Consider the following 14,658-nt stretch of genomic DNA (forward strand, 5'->3'; position numbering starts at 1 on the left):
CAAGAACAGATTGATTGCAGTTTACCTCAGAGACTCTTTTACTTCCTTGCGTAGATTTTCTAGACTGCTGATGCCGTATTTGTCCATGACTTTTGGTAAATTTTCGATGATATCAGGGCAGGCATATGGATTGGTAAAGTTGGCTGTTCCAACTCCGATGGCAGAGGCTCCAGCCAGATACATTTCTAAGGCAGCTTCTGCCGAATCCACTCCCCCCATTCCAATGATAGGCAGGTCTGTTGTTTGGGCTACTTGACGGATGAGTTTGAGGGCTACTGGAAAAACTGCTGGACCAGACATCCCACCTGTTCCATTAGCCAAGATTGGTTTTCTGGTTTTTAGGTCAAAGCGCATTCCAACCAGAGTATTAATCATAGTCAAGCCACTTGCTCCCGCATCTTCTGCAGCTTTTGCGACAGTAACGATATCGGTCACACTAGGAGTTAGTTTGACATAAACTGGCACATCAGACGCTTCTACAGCTGCTTTCACCACATCATAAGCTAAATCTGGATCTTGACCAATCAAAAGTCCGTGATTACAGTGGTCAACATTGGGACAAGAAATATTGAGCTCGATAGCCTTTACATTAGCTGCCTTGGAAATACCACTAGAAACGGCCGCATACTCTTGTTTTGAAAAACCAGCCACATTGGCAATAATAGGAAGATTTGGATATTCTCTTTCCAGCCAAGGTAACTTTTCAGCCAAAACAATTTCCAAACCAGGATTTTGCAAGCCAATTGCATTGAGCATGCCAGCAGGTGTTTCTGCCACCCTTGGAGTTGGATTGCCAAAACGGGCTTCAAGGGTTGTCGCCTTAATCATAATAGAACCTAAAAGGTCTAAATCATAGTACTTGGCATACTCTTGTCCAAAGCCAAAACAGCCTGATGCTGGAATAATCGGATTTTTCAAATCCAAGCCTGGTAGAGAAACTTGTAAACGATTTGTAGTCATAATTTTCTCCTTATAATACAACTGTTCCTGTGCGGAAAACAGGGCCATCTTCACAGACGCGTTGGCTGACCGTCTCGCTTTCTGGCACTTTTAGGACGCAGGCATAGCAAGCCCCCATCCCACAAGCCATACGAGATTCCAAAGATAGATAGGCTCTTGGATGGTTATAGAAGGTTTGATTGATATACTTCATCATTCCAGGCGCCCCACATGAGTAAACAGCATCAAATTGATTGTCTAAATCCTCGATAACAACGGAAACATTTCCCTTGATACCATAAGAACCATCATCTGTCGTTACAAAGACTTGACTATATTGGGCTAATTCCGTCTCTAAAATAACAGCATCCTTATTAGCAAAACCGAGAACTGTCACTACTTTCACACCACGCGTATGCAATTCCTTGGCCACCTCAAGCAAGGGCGGAACACCAATTCCACCACCAACGAGGAGAACCTGGCTCTGCTCATCTAGGTCAGACAAGTCAAAACCATTTCCCTGAGGACCCATCACATCAAGAGTATCTCCCTGACTTAAGGTTGAGAAAATAGCTGTCCCAGCCCCTTCAATCCGATAAATGAGATGACACTGCTTATTAGCCTTATCAATAGACGAAATTGAAATAGGACGGCGCAAGAGATGGGCATCATCAGGCACACGAAGATGAAGAAATTGGCCTGCTCGCATAGCTTCAACCATTTTCCCTTCTAGGACTAATTCAAAGATTGCTGGCGCGATTTCCTCCTGTGCAACCACCTTCATGGTTTCCAAACGAATTGCACCCAAACGTTTCTTACATGTGGGATTCATGACTTTTCCTCCTTAAATTTTAAGGGGACCAGACAAAGAAAAGACCTTGCGATTGCAAGGCCTCAGTTAAAATCGTACAACAGAAGAGAGCACACTCAAAAAGTCTCCTCTAGAAAATTGCACTATTCTTTTATCTGACACCTTGTGAGTCTCTCTGGACTCCCCTTAAAGGTTAAATTTTTACTAGTATACTCTTTCAGCTAAAAAAAGTCAAGTAGAAAACGAACATTCTACTTGACTTCACGAGATTATTTTTCACGAATGACTTCAACCTTGTAGCCATCAGGGTCTTTGACAAAGTAATAGTTAGGTGCAGTTCCTGGTAGACCATTTGGCTCAGTCACTTCATAGCCTTTTGCACTGTGCTCTTGATGAAGAGCTTCAAGATCAGGTGTACTGAGGGCGATATGGGCAAATCCATCACCAACCACATACGGACCGTGATCGTAGTTATAAGTCAACTCCAACTCATAGTCATCACCCTCAAGACCTAGATAGACAATCGTGAAGGCATGGTCTGGAAAATCTCTGCGGCGCAATTCTTTAAATCCAAAAGCATCTTGATAAAATGCAATTGATTTTTCAAGATTTTCTACTCGCAAGCAAGTGTGTAGCATTTTTGAAGGCATATTTTTCTCCTTTATTTTTAAAAAGACTGGGACAATCCTGTTCCAGTCTTATCAGTTATTATTTACCAAGTTTTGCTTTAGCTGCATCTGCAAGAGCTGTGAAAGCTGCTGCATCGTTAACAGCCAAGTCAGCAAGCATTTTACGGTTAACTTCGATCTCAGCCAATTTCAAACCATGCATCAATTGTGAGTATGAAAGTCCGTTCATACGAGCTGCCGCGTTGATACGAGTGATCCACAATTTGCGGAAGTCACGTTTTTTCTGACGACGGTCACGGTATGCATAGTAGTAAGAGTTCATTACTTGTTCTTTTGCAGTACGGAACAAGATGTGTTTAGCTCCATAGTAACCTTTTGCTAATTTAAGAATACGTTTACGACGTTTGCGTGATACAACGCCACCTTTAACACGTGCCATGTTTTATTTCCTCCAAATATTTCCTAGAATTGTTTACTTACAGTCAAGCTATTATTTCAAGCGAGTAAGCATTGCTTTGATACGTTTGTAATCTCCTGAATGCACCATAGATGCTTTACGAAGATGACGACGTTGTTTCTTAGTTTTTCCGTGGAAACGGTGAGAAGTGTAAGCACGGAAACGTTTAAGTCCACCAGAACCTGTACGTTTGAAACGTTTAGCTGATGCGCGGTGTGTTTTTTGTTTTGGCATGATTTTTTCTCCTTTATTTAACTTTCTGACAATTATTTTTTGTCAGTCGCTGGCGCCAATTGCATGAACATTTGACGTCCATCCATTTTAGCACGTTGTTCGATGATGGCAATATCTTGAGTTGCTTCAGCAAACTCGGCTAAAACTTTTGCACCAATCTCTTTATGGGTAATCATACGACCCTTAAAGCGAATAGATACCTTAACTTTATTTCCTTTTTCAAGGAATTTGCGTGCATTGCGAAGTTTTGTATCAAAGTCACCCTTGTCAATAGTTGGACTTAGACGAACTTCTTTCACAGTAACAACACTTTGTTTTTTACGTTGTTCTTTTTGCTTCTTCTGGTACTCAAATTTGAACTTACCGTAGTCCATAATTTTTGCAACAGGTGGTTTGGCTTGTGGTTGAATCAATACTAGGTCAACATTAGCGTTATCAGCCAAAGCTTGTGCTTCACTGAGTGGCTTGATGCCTAACTGTTCTCCCTCAAGACCGATCAAGCGAACTTCACGTACACGAATCTCATCATTGATGAATAAGTCTTGCTTTGCTATGGTTTTCACCTCTTTTGTTTTATTAGAGAAAAACAATAGCGGACTCGTAAATATACAAGCCCGCACGTTATGATAGCGTTTCTTAGAAACTTTTCATCCGTAGGGCCAGGCAACTTAATGTCACAAGGCGAGAAGCTCTCACTTCTGCTTTTCTCAACTTTTATATGATACCAAGTTTTCTAGCTCTTGTCAAGGTAAAAAGTTATTTTTTTTAAAAGTTTGTGTTTGTATTTTGGCTTGGTTTTCGAATCAAAAAGAGAGAATCAAGTTGATTCCCTCTCTATGTTAGTTTTTACTTATTTTCCCTATAGGAAAGCTAAGATCTATTAAAAAATTCCTTTTTACGTGAACTTCCCCATCTTTCGATAAATAGAATCCCCACTAACAAAAGGATGATCAGGCAAGGAAGTAAAATCATCCCCATGCTCCAATTCAGATTGACATTATCAATTTGCTTAGGTAATCTTCCAGACAAAATCTCCACTGAACGCAAGTAAGTAAAGGGAATCAGATGTGCAATCCTCTGAAGAGGCTGAATGGTTTGGATACCAAACAATAAGCCAACTATCCCAATTAAGGAAATAAAGAGGACAGGCATTTTTTGCTTGAAATAGTATGCAATCAAGTAGACGACTTCCACAATAACGATAAAAGCTAAGAAAACTAAGAGCAAGCTAGGAAATAACACATCCTGTATTTTCCCAATAGTTACCTCTTGATTGGTTAAGCTATAGATTGGATAGGGATAATCTAACTGTCCAAAACCACTTATCAGACTTCCCACTAGAAAAGAAAATCCGCTGATTCCGATAAACAGCACAGTTATATAACCCACTCCAACTCCAAGAGAAGACATTGCAAATGTCACTTTTGAAAAAGGATATAACTGAGCTGTATCCAGATGATTTTGATATCTTTCTGCAAATAGTTGCGTTAGCATAAAAATAATAGCAACCACAAACAAGCTTGGGATGATAGCCTCTAAAATCCAGACAATCTGATCAATCCCGTAGGTCGGATAAACTAAATTGTGCGCTTTTATGTTCAAGGGATATAGGGCTTGGTAAGTCTTTCGTTCGCGGTCAACCGCCATTTTTAAGTCAGAACTAGCAGTCGGTTCCTTTGATAAAATTTCATAACTCTTCTCTACATCTTGCCACTGCAAATAGTAGGCTTCTTTCCAGCGCCCTTCTTTTAATAAAGTCAGAATTTCTGTCTTTTGAGTCAAATGATTTTTTTGCGAGTCTAAATTTTCTTTAGCAAACTGGTATTCCTCCGAGCTGGTGTCAGATATTTGGGAGAGTTTCTCTTCATATTCATTGATGACTCTCTCATTTTTTACAAGATGGGTTTCCAACTCGCTCTCCAAGCTGACGGAGTTTGCAGTCTGACTATTAAAATAAAAGGTAACACCGAGTCCAGATACAAATAAAGCTAAGATAATCCAGTTTAAGCGACTTTTGAAAACTTTTTTTAATAAAAATAGACTAACTTCTTTCATAAACTAAACCTCTTCTATTTGCCCCTGATGAATGGTTACTACTCTATCGCAGACATCAAGCAACTCTTCCTTATAGTGGGAACTTAAAAGAACCAGCTGTTCTTGTCTATCGATTTGTGCTAGCCTATCAAAAAACTTCTGTCGATAATACTCATCTAAGCCATTTGTAATCTCATCCATAAGCCAGCATTTGGCCTGACTGAGGAAATACATGGCAATCACCAAGCGTTGCTTCATGCCTAAGGAATACTTGCGAATGGGAAGGCTGATATAGTCAGACATTTCCCAGTAGGCAATTTCATCCCCAAAGTTCAGCCCTGACTTCCAGATGTTTTTGATAAGACGAAGGTAGTCCATCCCACTTAAGTTTCCATCCAGCCATTCAATACTCTCATAATAAAATAAAGAAGGAGGGGCTGCAATATTTCCACTACTTATAGGAATTAAATTGCTAATGGCACGGAACAGTGTCGTCTTTCCAGAGCCATTTATAGCAAGAATACCATAAATCCTACCCTTTTCAAATGTAAAATCAACATCTTGTAAGATGACTTGTCGCGTTTTTAAGGTCACATGAGTAAGCTGCAACATATCCAGTCCTCCTTTTTGGATTAATAGCCTCCGCTGTAGTAGTTTAGTACCTCATAACGATCGTAATTCCAGCCAGAACCAACTTTATACTCAGAATAGCTATCATAACGAGACTGTGATAGTTCGTACTATACTTTCCAATCATACCGATAAGTTTTAAGGACGCTCACAGCAGATACACTGGACTAAAAAAGACCAATAGATCATAAACTAACTAATTAAACGGTTTTTGCTAATTTTTAATGATTTTATATCATTAATATTGAAGACGCTTTCATTATATCGTTTTTATCATTATTATGCAACATATTTTTAGTTTGTTTTACTAATATATAATATTTGTCCTTCCTATCGAACACTTTCGATTTTCCAACTATTCCATCCTTTAAAGCGTATAGCTCCTTGCTGGTCAGTTCGGTAAACTTTGCTATTGATAGTTTCTAGTCGTGTCAAAGTTTCCTGATGGGGTAATTTCGTTCGATTGTTCTTTCCAACTGAGATGAGAGTCATCTCTGGTTTGAGTTTTTCTAGAAAGGCTGAACTTGATGATTTTTTAGAGCCATGTTGGCTAGCTTTCAAAACATCCACCTCTAGGTCAGGATAGTGCTTCAGCAAGTCCTTCTCTCCTTTCTCCTCCAAATTTCCAGTGAAGAGAAAGTGCTTATCCAAGAGTTTTCCATACAAAACCAAGGAATCTTCATGACCTCCGTCTCCAATTTTCCTTGGAGATAGGACTTCTAACTGACTTCCAAAAATTGGCAAGTTCTCTCCCACTGACATACTACGAACCTTGGTTTGAGTCGCCTGTAGTTCTGCCACAAATTGCTTCTGCTTCAGACTGCCTTTTGATACTAAAATTTCGCCTACATGGAAAGCCTTGGTCACATCCAACAAATCTCCAACATGTTCCTTGTCCGTGTTGGTCAAAATCAGCTGGTCAATCTTGGCTACTCCACGACTTTTGAGATAGGGTATCAAGCTTCGCTGGGCATTGCTGGTCGTCGCCTTTTCTTGCCATTTTTCAATTTTCTTATCAGATTCTGCTTTGCCACCTACATCTATGAGAATGGTTTTCCCAGTTACATCCCGTAGGAAAATACTTTCCCCTTGCCCAACATCCATCATGGTAATTTCATTTTCCAGTGGATGCTTGGTCAAGAAAAAGAGACCCACAATAAGTAAGCTAAAGCCAGCTACTCTTTTGATATTTTTCCTCAAATCATAGATCAAAGCCAAGGAAATTAACAATAAGATTAAAAGCCATGCATTGGGTTGTCCAAAGACCAGAGGTCTACTTGCCACCTGTGATACCAAGCGAATCATTCCCTCCAACCATTCAAAGATAAAGTTCAGCTGAATGACTGGATAGAGAAAGGAAAGGGCAAATAAGACAGACAAGAGCGGTAAGAAGACCAAGTCAAAAAGAAAGGAAAAGGCAAAGGTTAAAAGGATGGACCAAGGTTGAAATTCCGCAAAATAGAAGGATAGAATGGGTAATATTCCCAAAGAAATAACCAGACTTTCTCTGGCAATAGCCTTGAGCCCCTCCCCTTCTTTGCTGGTCATGGTCAAGATAAAAGCGTAAGCACAAGACAAAACACCTCCCGCCGTCAGGAAAAAGTTGGGCATGATAATAAAGAGGACAAGAACCGTCAAGGCAAAATTATCCAAGCCCTTAACACCATGTTGAGCCAGTAATTTTTGCAAGAGACTGCGAATGACCGAAGCTGAAAATCCTGTCATACCAGCATAGAGAAGGGAAAAGGGATAGGTCAGCCATTTCAACTTTTCTTGGGTCAAGCCTGATCGCAAGAATAGTTTCTTAAATCCATCCATGAAAAAACCTACCTGCATGCCCGACAAGGCAAAGAGGTGGATAATTCCTAGACTAGAATAAAGTTCATTCATCTCCTCAAAGTCAGTGTCCAGATGTCCCAGCAAGAGTCCTGTCATGTAATTGCGCATAGGGTCTGGAAAGTGCGTCTTAATCCAAACTACAGCCTTTCGGCGTACACTGGACAGATTTTCACCTATATCCAAACTGCCAACCTTTTGAAGTGACTGGATTTTTTTGATATTGAGAATCTGGTAAATTCCCTGAGTTTTCAGATAGGTTTGGTAGTCGAAACCACCAAAATTTCTCTTCCCTTCTGGCTCCGAAAGCTTCCCTTCTAGTCCTATCTCATGAATGTCGGTTAAAGCTTGAAAGGTTTCTTTCTCCTCCTCGGACTGGAGTTTATAATAAACTTGAAAAATGCGTCCATCAGACTTGCCACGAAAGGATAGACTGTCACCATTGACTTTAATAGTATCAGGCAAAATCCGTACCCTTTCAACAAAATCCGCCAAATTTTGACTCGCTTGACCCTGTTGCCAATTTTGAAACAGAAACCAGAATCCAAATATTCCGCAAAGCAATAGAACTTTACTAGCTGATTTCCACGGAAATTGGAAAAAGAGACAGACTAGCAGAAAAACAAAGCCCAACAAAGCAAGATAGGATGCTGAGAAAATAGCGTAGTAAAGCCAAAGCAATAGAAAACTTAGGTAAATTAGGGGAAGGGGGAAATTCTTAATCCACTGTAACATAATCTTTTAACTTTTCTATGGTCTTGGCACCAATGCCAGAGACCTTCCTAAGTTCATCAACCGACTTGAATTTCCCATTTGCCTCACGATGGTCGATAATGTCTTGAGCTCGTTTTCCTCCCAGTCCCTTGACCTGCTTGAGTTCTTCAAGACTGGCCTTGTTGAGATTGACCTTCTTTTCCTTGCTTGTTGAAGAAGCCACTCCAGAACCAGTCTGTTGACTAGCTGCCTCTTCTCCCTTAGTGGGAACGTAAACCAGAGCCTCGTCACTAACTTTCTGAGCTAGATTGAGCGACTTGCTGTCTGCTTGCTCTGTCAAGCCACCAGCCTTCTGAACAGCGTCATTGACTCGACTACCTACAGGCAAATCATAAATCCCTGGTGATTTTACAGCCCCCTTCACATCTACTGTAATTAGATCTTGTTCAAGGGGTTCTTCCTTTTCTTCCTTCACTTCCTTTTCGGTCGATGAACCCTTGGAAACAGCTACAACTTCTGCCTGTAAATTCGTTTCTTTGACAGGTGTGTGTGGAGCTGGCTTTAGCAGGAAAAATCCGCCTACAAGCAGGCCCAGACCAGTACAGATGACAATGATTTTATACTCTTTTATTTTCTCGATAATTGCTTCCATATTTTCTCCTCTCTTAGATTATTCGTAAGAGAAAGAAAAAACAGTTGAAAATTTCTTCTCAACTGCTTATTTATTTGCAAAATAGTCTTCCTTGGTCAAGACATAATGAACTCTTGTCACGATTCGGCCTTCTTCATGCCGGTCCATACAAGCATAAGCTTCTTCGTGGGAAAAACGCATGCCTGATTTCTCCATGACCTTTCCTGACGCAGGATTATCCTTATCGTGAAGAGCAACTAACTTGTTCATTCCTATTTTCTCAAAAACTAGCTTAATTACGGCACGATTGGCTTCTGTCGTCAATCCTTGATTCCAATACTTTTTATTGATAATGTAGCCAATAGCTGCCTTCTTAAGAACAGGATCAATCTTGTGCAAGTCAATGGTTCCAATAAATTTGCCATTGCTTTTTAGTTCTATTCCCCAGCGTCCCAAGGGATTGGTCAAGTAGAACTGAGCAATGTTATTCTTGGTTTCTTCCAAGCTTTGATTGGTTAGAAAAGTGTAACGTGTATTATCCTTGTCCGAGGCATAGTCAAACATTGCTTCCGCATCATCCAAGGTTACAGGTCTAAGCAATAAACGCTCAGTCTCGACTATGGGATACTGGGCTAGTTTTAAAAAGATTGATTCCATAGGATTCCACCACTTGAAAAGTTTCTAACTAAGATAAGGATATTGAATGAAATATTTAAAAAGCAAATTTATACTTGGTATTGAGATAACTTTAAGTACAAAAGAACTATCCTTCAGATAGAGGTTGAGGATCTAATTCTTCGCTCTCTTCTTTTTTAACTGGTGCTGGTTCATAAGCTCGGATAATCTGAGCGACAACAGGATGGCGAACCACATCCTTGGCTGAAAAATGAACAAAGTCAATCTGATGGATGTTCTTGAGTTTTTCTTGAGCATCAATCAGACCAGACTTGACGTTACGCGGAAGATCAATCTGACTGATATCTCCATTGACAATCATCTTAGAATTAAAGCCTAAACGAGTCAAGAACATCTTCATCTGCATGATGGTCGTGTTTTGCGCCTCATCGAGAATGACAAAGGCATCATCCAAGGTCCGGCCACGCATATAGGCAAGGGGCGCAATCTCGATAATTTCACGCTCCATGAGACGAGTCGTCTGGTCTTTGCCAAGAATCTGATACAAGGCATCATAAACCGGTCTAAGGTAAGGATCTACCTTCTCCTTAAGATCACCCGGAAGAAAACCTAGACTCTCTCCTGCTTCCACTGCTGGACGAGTTAGGATAATTCGCTTGACCTGCCCACGTTTAAGGGCAGTCACTGCCAAGGTCACTGCAAGGAAGGTCTTCCCTGTCCCTGCAGGCCCAATTCCAAAGGTCACATCATGCTGTTTAACACTGTCCACATAAAGTTTTTGACCCAGTGTTTTGACACGGATAGGTTTCCCAGTATTGTCTTTGATGATTTCTTCTTCGTAAAGGGCGACAAACTTGTCTATTTCATCGTTTTTGACCATGCTAATTGCAGTCACCACATCTGGCGTACCAACGGTCATCCCACGGTTCACCAAGACCATGAGAGCTTGGATAACCTGACGAGCTTCCTCGCAAGCAGACTCTTCTCCCAAAACCTGGACAATCTCCGTACGAGCATGAATCACCACATCAAGCTCTTCTTCCATCAAACGAAGATGGCGTTCATTGGAACCAAAAAGATGAAACAGGTCATCTGGATGACTCAGTTGAATGTCTATTGAATGTTCCTTCAAATAAAGAACCTCTCTAATCCTTTTATTTCTTTTTATTATAGCAAAGGGGTGGAGAAATTACTAGCCCAAACCCAATGAATCATGCTAGTGTTCTAAGTATTCTTGCCAGATGGCGTCAAAGTCTCCTAGGTTAAAAGAGAAACTGGCATGTTCTTCCAAAAAGCGACTCACCTCATCAAAATCATCTGTGTGTTTTGGAAAGGTTGACTCTTCAAAAGCTAGGTCTGCCAAGATAGCTTTGGGACTGTTACTTTTAGGATTGCGCTCGGTCATGAGCCAAGTGTAAAATGATTTTCTCATAAGTCTCCCTAGATCAACTCTGTACCAAACTGGTCTTGCTTGATTTTGCCAGCCTTCATCAAGCCACCGAGTGCTTTCTTGAACTGACCTTTAGAAATACCAAAGGTTGCCTTGATGTCGTCTGGAGATGACTTATCATTTAAGGTCATAAAACCGCCATTGCTTTCCAAATAAGTCAAAATCATCTGAGCATCATTTTCCAACATCTCAAAAGAACGTGGTTTGAGGGAGAGGTTCAAGGTACGGTCCACTTCACGGAAACCAATGACACGCGCATCTAATACTTGACCCAAACGTGGCTCTGCATAGCGCTCGCTAGGATGGATAAAGCCAAGCATGTTATTTTCTGGCAGATAGACAAAGGTCCCTGACAGCTTGAGGCGGTATACAATGGCTGGCCAGTTTTGGTTCTGCATGTTGTTGTAGGCAGGACGAGCCAGATGTTGGAAGTCTTCTTGATAAGCCAAGAGTCCCCAGATACGGTCTTTCTTGTCCACTTCAAGACGGATGTAGAGTTGATCACCCTTCTTAGGCCAAAGTTCCTTGAGCTCAGGGAGAATATCGAGTGACACAACGATTTCCTTGTCAGGAAGGCCTGTATCCACAAAGACACCCAAGTCTTTACGGACTTCCGTTACAGTTCCCCAACCAAATTGGTCCTGAGTGGCAGTCACTTCTAGAGTGGTCAAGCGGAGTTTTTGCTTCATATCCGTGTAGGCAAAACCTTTGACCGTATCCCCTACTGTATGCTGACCTTCTTCCTTAGCAAGAGCATAGGTTTGACCATCCTTTTGCACAAAGTAAAAACGGTCATTTTCATCGATGATGAGTCCAACGATAAAACTTGCAAGATTTGTATTCATATTTCCTTCTTTCGAATAAAACTCAGCCAGCAATGCCAACTGAGTTTTTCTGTTTATTTTTAGACTTCCAAAAGTTCTTTCTCTTTGTTGGCAGTCATGTCGTCGATGTGTTTAACAGCATCGTCTGTTACTTTTTGAATATCTTTTTCAAGAGTCTTCAATTCGTCTTCAGTGATTTCTTTTGCTTTTTCTTGTTTCTTGGCTTCGTCCATAGCATCGCGACGGATATTGCGGACAGCCACTTTAGCATTTTCGCCGACCTTCTTCACTTCTTTAGCAAGGTCACGACGAGTTTCTTCTGTGAGAGCAGGGATAACCAAACGAATAACAGAACCATCGTTAGCTGGTGTGATACCAAGATCAGAAGCGTTCAAGGCACGTTCGATGTCTTTCAATGAAGACTTGTCAAATGGTGTTACCAACAAAACACGCGCTTCTGGAATCGTAATTGAAGCGATTTGGTTAAGAGGAGTTTCTACTCCATAGTATTCTACATGTACACGGTCAAGCAAGCTTGCATTGGCACGACCAGCACGGATACCACCAAATTCACGAGCAAGTGATTGGTGAGACTGGGTCATTCTCTCTTTAGCTTTTTCAATAATTGCATTAGCCATAATCTTTCTTATTCCTTTTCTTCGATATTATTTGAAACTGTTGTTCCGATATTTTCACCAAATACGACACGTTTGATGTTGCCTGGTTGGTTCATGTTGAAGACAACCAAGTCAATGTCGTTATCCATTGAGAGGGTTGAAGCTGTTGAGTCCATGATACGGAGACCTTTATTGATAACGTCACGGTGGGTCAATTCTTCAAACTTAACAGCTGTCTTGTCCTTCTTAGGATCGGCATTGTAAACACCATCTACGCCATTTTTAGCCATAAGGATGGCATCCGCTTCGATTTCAGCTGCACGAAGGGCCGCTGTTGTATCTGTTGAGAAGTAAGGTGAACCAATTCCAGCACCAAAGATAACGATACGGCCTTTTTCAAGGTGACGAAGGGCACGTCCACGGACATAAGGCTCTGCCACTTGTTGCATGGCAATAGCTGTTTGCACACGTGTATCAACCCCAACTTGTTGCAATGAATCTGCCATCACAAGAGCATTCATAACAGTCCCAAGCATTCCTGTGTAATCTGCCTGAACGCGGTCCATTCCTGCTTCTGCAGCAGGTTCTCCACGCCAGAGATTTCCTCCACCGATAACAAGGGCAATTTCGATACCTAAGCTATGAACTTCTTGAATCTCTTTTGCGATTGTTTGAACTGTTTGGATATCAATCCCTACGCCACGTTCACCGGCAAGGGCTTCACCTGATAACTTGATTAAAATACGTTTATACTTGGGATTCGCCATTTTCACTCTCCTTCTTTTATCCTACCTATTTTATCACAATTTCTAAGATTTTTATAGTATCATGAGCAATTCTTTCAAAAAAATTAGACAGTTAAAAATTCCTCTAAGTCGGCAAGAGCACGCTCTGCAATTTTTTCATAACGAGCCTTCTTATCACGGATACGTTCGCCTTCCAACTCCTTGATGATTCCGAAATTGACATTCATTGGTTGGAAATGTTTGCTGTCGGCATGGGTGATGTAATGAGCTAAGCTTCCAATCGCTGTCGTCTCTGGGAAAATAGTCTCGCTTTCTCCCTTGAAAAGACGAGCCGCGTTAATTCCCGCAACTAAGCCTGAAGCAGCTGACTCAACATAGCCTTCCACACCCGTCATTTGACCAGCAAAGAAGAGGTTTGGCTGTTTCTTGGAGCGATAGGTTTGCTCAAGAAGATTTGGTGAATCCATGTAAGAATTGCGGTGCATAACACCATAACGAACAAACTCAGCATTTTCAAGACCTGGAATCATTTGGAAGACACGCTTTTGTTCTCCCCATTTAAGGTGGGTCTGGAAACCGACGATATTATAGAGACTACCAGCTGCATTGTCCTGACGAAGCTGAACCACTGCATAAGGTGTTTTGAATTCTCCATCACGAGGGCCTGTATAATCGTCTGGATACTCAAGGCCGACTGGTTTCATAGGGCCATAAAGCATAGTTTTAATGCCACGTTTGGCCATGACTTCGATTGGCATGCATCCTTCAAAATACTTTTCTTTTTCAAAGGAATTGAGCGGTGCTTCTTCCGCATTAACCAAGGCTTCATGGAAATCCATAAATTCTTGCTTGGTCATGGGAGCGTTGAGGTAGGCAGCTTCTCCCTTATCATAACGAGACTTGAGATAGACCTTGCTCATATCGATGGTGTTGACGTCGATAATAGGCGCTGCCGCATCGTAGAAATAGAACCCATCACCATCATTAAGGGCATGAATCTTCTCAGCTAGGGCATCGCTTGTCAAAGGACCAGTAGCGACAACCGTAATAACATCCGTCGGCAATTCTGTAATTTCATCACGCACCACTTCAATCCAGGGGTGGTTGGCCACTTTTTCGGTTACCATTTGGGAGAAACCATCACGGTCCACCGCAAGAGCTCCTCCTGCAGGAACACGGGTTGCTTCAGCAGATTCCAAGATAACTGAACCCAAGCGACGCATTTCTTCTTTGAGAAGCCCGACAGCATTTGTCAAAGCATCCCCACGAAGAGAATTGGAACAAACCAACTCAGCAAAATTGTCTGTTTTGTGCTGGGGTGTTGACTTGACACCACGCATTTCATAAAGTTTAACTGGAATACCACGTTCTGCAATTTGGTAGGCTGCTTCAGAACCTGCCAAACCAGCACCGATAACATTGATATAAGATTGAGACACGACACTAATACCTCTTTGGGTGGGACGTAAG

The 14,658-nt window shown here is 41.5% G+C and carries 17 protein-coding genes and 1 other annotated feature; all 17 genes read right to left on the reverse strand.

From position 1 onward, the window contains the following. Positions 1-21 precede the first annotated feature (21 nt). The 17 genes from OCF95_RS01845 to trmFO all read right to left on the reverse strand — a co-directional run bounded on the left by OCF95_RS01845 (position 22) and on the right by trmFO (position 14,627). Positions 22-1,008 carry a dihydroorotate dehydrogenase gene (locus tag OCF95_RS01845; RefSeq protein ID WP_194250491.1) on the reverse strand — a complete coding sequence of 329 codons (987 nt, stop codon included), beginning with the start codon at positions 1,006-1,008 and terminating at the stop codon, positions 22-24. Further along, positions 971-1,771, reverse strand: coding sequence for a dihydroorotate dehydrogenase electron transfer subunit (locus OCF95_RS01850; protein ID WP_070842965.1), 801 nt, complete (start codon positions 1,769-1,771; stop codon positions 971-973). The genes OCF95_RS01845 and OCF95_RS01850 overlap by 38 nt, the downstream gene beginning before the upstream one ends. A 248-nt stretch (positions 1,772-2,019) precedes the next feature. Then, positions 2,020-2,400: a lactoylglutathione lyase gene (gene gloA, locus OCF95_RS01855; RefSeq protein WP_070842964.1), complete on the reverse strand. Its 381-nt coding sequence runs from the start codon at positions 2,398-2,400 to the stop codon at positions 2,020-2,022. Between the two features lie 58 nt (positions 2,401-2,458). Continuing rightward, positions 2,459-2,818, reverse strand: a complete 360-nt coding sequence (rplT, locus tag OCF95_RS01860; RefSeq protein ID WP_000124834.1) for a 50S ribosomal protein L20 — start codon at positions 2,816-2,818, stop codon at positions 2,459-2,461. Between the two features lie 51 nt (positions 2,819-2,869). Then, the gene (rpmI, locus tag OCF95_RS01865) at positions 2,870-3,070 is read right to left on the reverse strand and encodes a 50S ribosomal protein L35 (RefSeq protein ID WP_001125943.1); all 201 of its coding nucleotides are present in this window, start codon (positions 3,068-3,070) and stop codon (positions 2,870-2,872) included. Between the two features lie 32 nt (positions 3,071-3,102). Next, a complete protein-coding gene (gene infC, locus OCF95_RS01870; protein WP_000848180.1) occupies positions 3,103-3,633 on the reverse strand; it encodes a translation initiation factor IF-3 in 531 nt (176 codons plus the stop codon). A gap of 15 nt (positions 3,634-3,648) precedes the next feature. After that, positions 3,649-3,780 (reverse strand) — a sequence feature (ribosomal protein L20 leader region). A gap of 160 nt (positions 3,781-3,940) precedes the next feature. Continuing rightward, positions 3,941-5,125 (reverse strand): hypothetical protein, encoded by a 1,185-nt coding sequence (locus tag OCF95_RS01875; RefSeq protein ID WP_261104780.1) that lies wholly within the window; start codon positions 5,123-5,125, stop codon positions 3,941-3,943. Positions 5,126-5,128: 3 nt separating this feature from the next. Beyond that, positions 5,129-5,716 (reverse strand): ABC transporter ATP-binding protein, encoded by a 588-nt coding sequence (locus OCF95_RS01880; protein ID WP_101782196.1) that lies wholly within the window; start codon positions 5,714-5,716, stop codon positions 5,129-5,131. A gap of 348 nt (positions 5,717-6,064) precedes the next feature. Continuing rightward, entirely contained in the window at positions 6,065-8,305 is a 2,241-nt protein-coding gene (locus OCF95_RS01885) for a DNA internalization-related competence protein ComEC/Rec2 (RefSeq protein WP_261074360.1), read from the reverse strand. After that, positions 8,289-8,936: a helix-hairpin-helix domain-containing protein gene (locus OCF95_RS01890; RefSeq protein ID WP_261074361.1), complete on the reverse strand. Its 648-nt coding sequence runs from the start codon at positions 8,934-8,936 to the stop codon at positions 8,289-8,291. The genes OCF95_RS01885 and OCF95_RS01890 overlap by 17 nt, the downstream gene beginning before the upstream one ends. A 66-nt stretch (positions 8,937-9,002) precedes the next feature. Beyond that, a complete protein-coding gene (locus OCF95_RS01895; RefSeq protein WP_203175906.1) occupies positions 9,003-9,572 on the reverse strand; it encodes a GNAT family N-acetyltransferase in 570 nt (189 codons plus the stop codon). 106 nt (positions 9,573-9,678) lie between these two features. Continuing rightward, positions 9,679-10,683: a PhoH family protein gene (locus tag OCF95_RS01900; protein ID WP_261059457.1), complete on the reverse strand. Its 1,005-nt coding sequence runs from the start codon at positions 10,681-10,683 to the stop codon at positions 9,679-9,681. A gap of 84 nt (positions 10,684-10,767) precedes the next feature. Beyond that, on the reverse strand, positions 10,768-10,983 hold the full coding sequence (locus tag OCF95_RS01905; protein ID WP_084851727.1) for a YozE family protein: 216 nt from the start codon (positions 10,981-10,983) through the stop codon (positions 10,768-10,770). Positions 10,984-10,991: 8 nt separating this feature from the next. Beyond that, the gene (gene cvfB / locus OCF95_RS01910) at positions 10,992-11,846 is read right to left on the reverse strand and encodes an RNA-binding virulence regulatory protein CvfB (protein ID WP_261071992.1); all 855 of its coding nucleotides are present in this window, start codon (positions 11,844-11,846) and stop codon (positions 10,992-10,994) included. A 59-nt stretch (positions 11,847-11,905) separates the two neighbouring features. Then, positions 11,906-12,463 carry a ribosome recycling factor gene (gene frr / locus OCF95_RS01915; RefSeq protein ID WP_001262225.1) on the reverse strand — a complete coding sequence of 186 codons (558 nt, stop codon included), beginning with the start codon at positions 12,461-12,463 and terminating at the stop codon, positions 11,906-11,908. 8 nt (positions 12,464-12,471) lie between these two features. After that, positions 12,472-13,209: a UMP kinase gene (gene pyrH / locus OCF95_RS01920; protein WP_000002996.1), complete on the reverse strand. Its 738-nt coding sequence runs from the start codon at positions 13,207-13,209 to the stop codon at positions 12,472-12,474. Positions 13,210-13,292: 83 nt separating this feature from the next. Beyond that, entirely contained in the window at positions 13,293-14,627 is a 1,335-nt protein-coding gene (trmFO, locus tag OCF95_RS01925; RefSeq protein ID WP_261104907.1) for a methylenetetrahydrofolate--tRNA-(uracil(54)-C(5))-methyltransferase (FADH(2)-oxidizing) TrmFO, read from the reverse strand. Positions 14,628-14,658 lie beyond the last annotated feature (31 nt).

The organism is Streptococcus mitis (assembly GCF_946188615.1).
GTDB classification, from domain to species: domain Bacteria; phylum Bacillota; class Bacilli; order Lactobacillales; family Streptococcaceae; genus Streptococcus; species Streptococcus mitis_BZ.

Coding starts and splice junctions, on each gene's coding strand:
- OCF95_RS01845 (WP_194250491.1), bottom strand. CDS start 1,008: ATGGCCCTGTTTTCCGCACAGGAACAGTTGTATTATAAGGAGAAAATT.
- OCF95_RS01850 (WP_070842965.1), bottom strand. CDS start 1,771: ATGAATCCCACATGTAAGAAACGTTTGGGTGCAATTCGTTTGGAAACC.
- gloA (WP_070842964.1), bottom strand. CDS start 2,400: ATGCCTTCAAAAATGCTACACACTTGCTTGCGAGTAGAAAATCTTGAA.
- rplT (WP_000124834.1), bottom strand. CDS start 2,818: ATGGCACGTGTTAAAGGTGGCGTTGTATCACGCAAACGTCGTAAACGT.
- rpmI (WP_001125943.1), bottom strand. CDS start 3,070: ATGCCAAAACAAAAAACACACCGCGCATCAGCTAAACGTTTCAAACGT.
- OCF95_RS01875 (WP_261104780.1), bottom strand. CDS start 5,125: ATGAAAGAAGTTAGTCTATTTTTATTAAAAAAAGTTTTCAAAAGTCGC.
- OCF95_RS01880 (WP_101782196.1), bottom strand. CDS start 5,716: ATGTTGCAGCTTACTCATGTGACCTTAAAAACGCGACAAGTCATCTTA.
- OCF95_RS01885 (WP_261074360.1), bottom strand. CDS start 8,305: ATGTTACAGTGGATTAAGAATTTCCCCCTTCCCCTAATTTACCTAAGT.
- OCF95_RS01890 (WP_261074361.1), bottom strand. CDS start 8,936: ATGGAAGCAATTATCGAGAAAATAAAAGAGTATAAAATCATTGTCATC.
- OCF95_RS01895 (WP_203175906.1), bottom strand. CDS start 9,572: ATGGAATCAATCTTTTTAAAACTAGCCCAGTATCCCATAGTCGAGACT.
- OCF95_RS01905 (WP_084851727.1), bottom strand. CDS start 10,983: ATGAGAAAATCATTTTACACTTGGCTCATGACCGAGCGCAATCCTAAA.
- cvfB (WP_261071992.1), bottom strand. CDS start 11,846: ATGAATACAAATCTTGCAAGTTTTATCGTTGGACTCATCATCGATGAA.
- frr (WP_001262225.1), bottom strand. CDS start 12,463: ATGGCTAATGCAATTATTGAAAAAGCTAAAGAGAGAATGACCCAGTCT.
- pyrH (WP_000002996.1), bottom strand. CDS start 13,209: ATGGCGAATCCCAAGTATAAACGTATTTTAATCAAGTTATCAGGTGAA.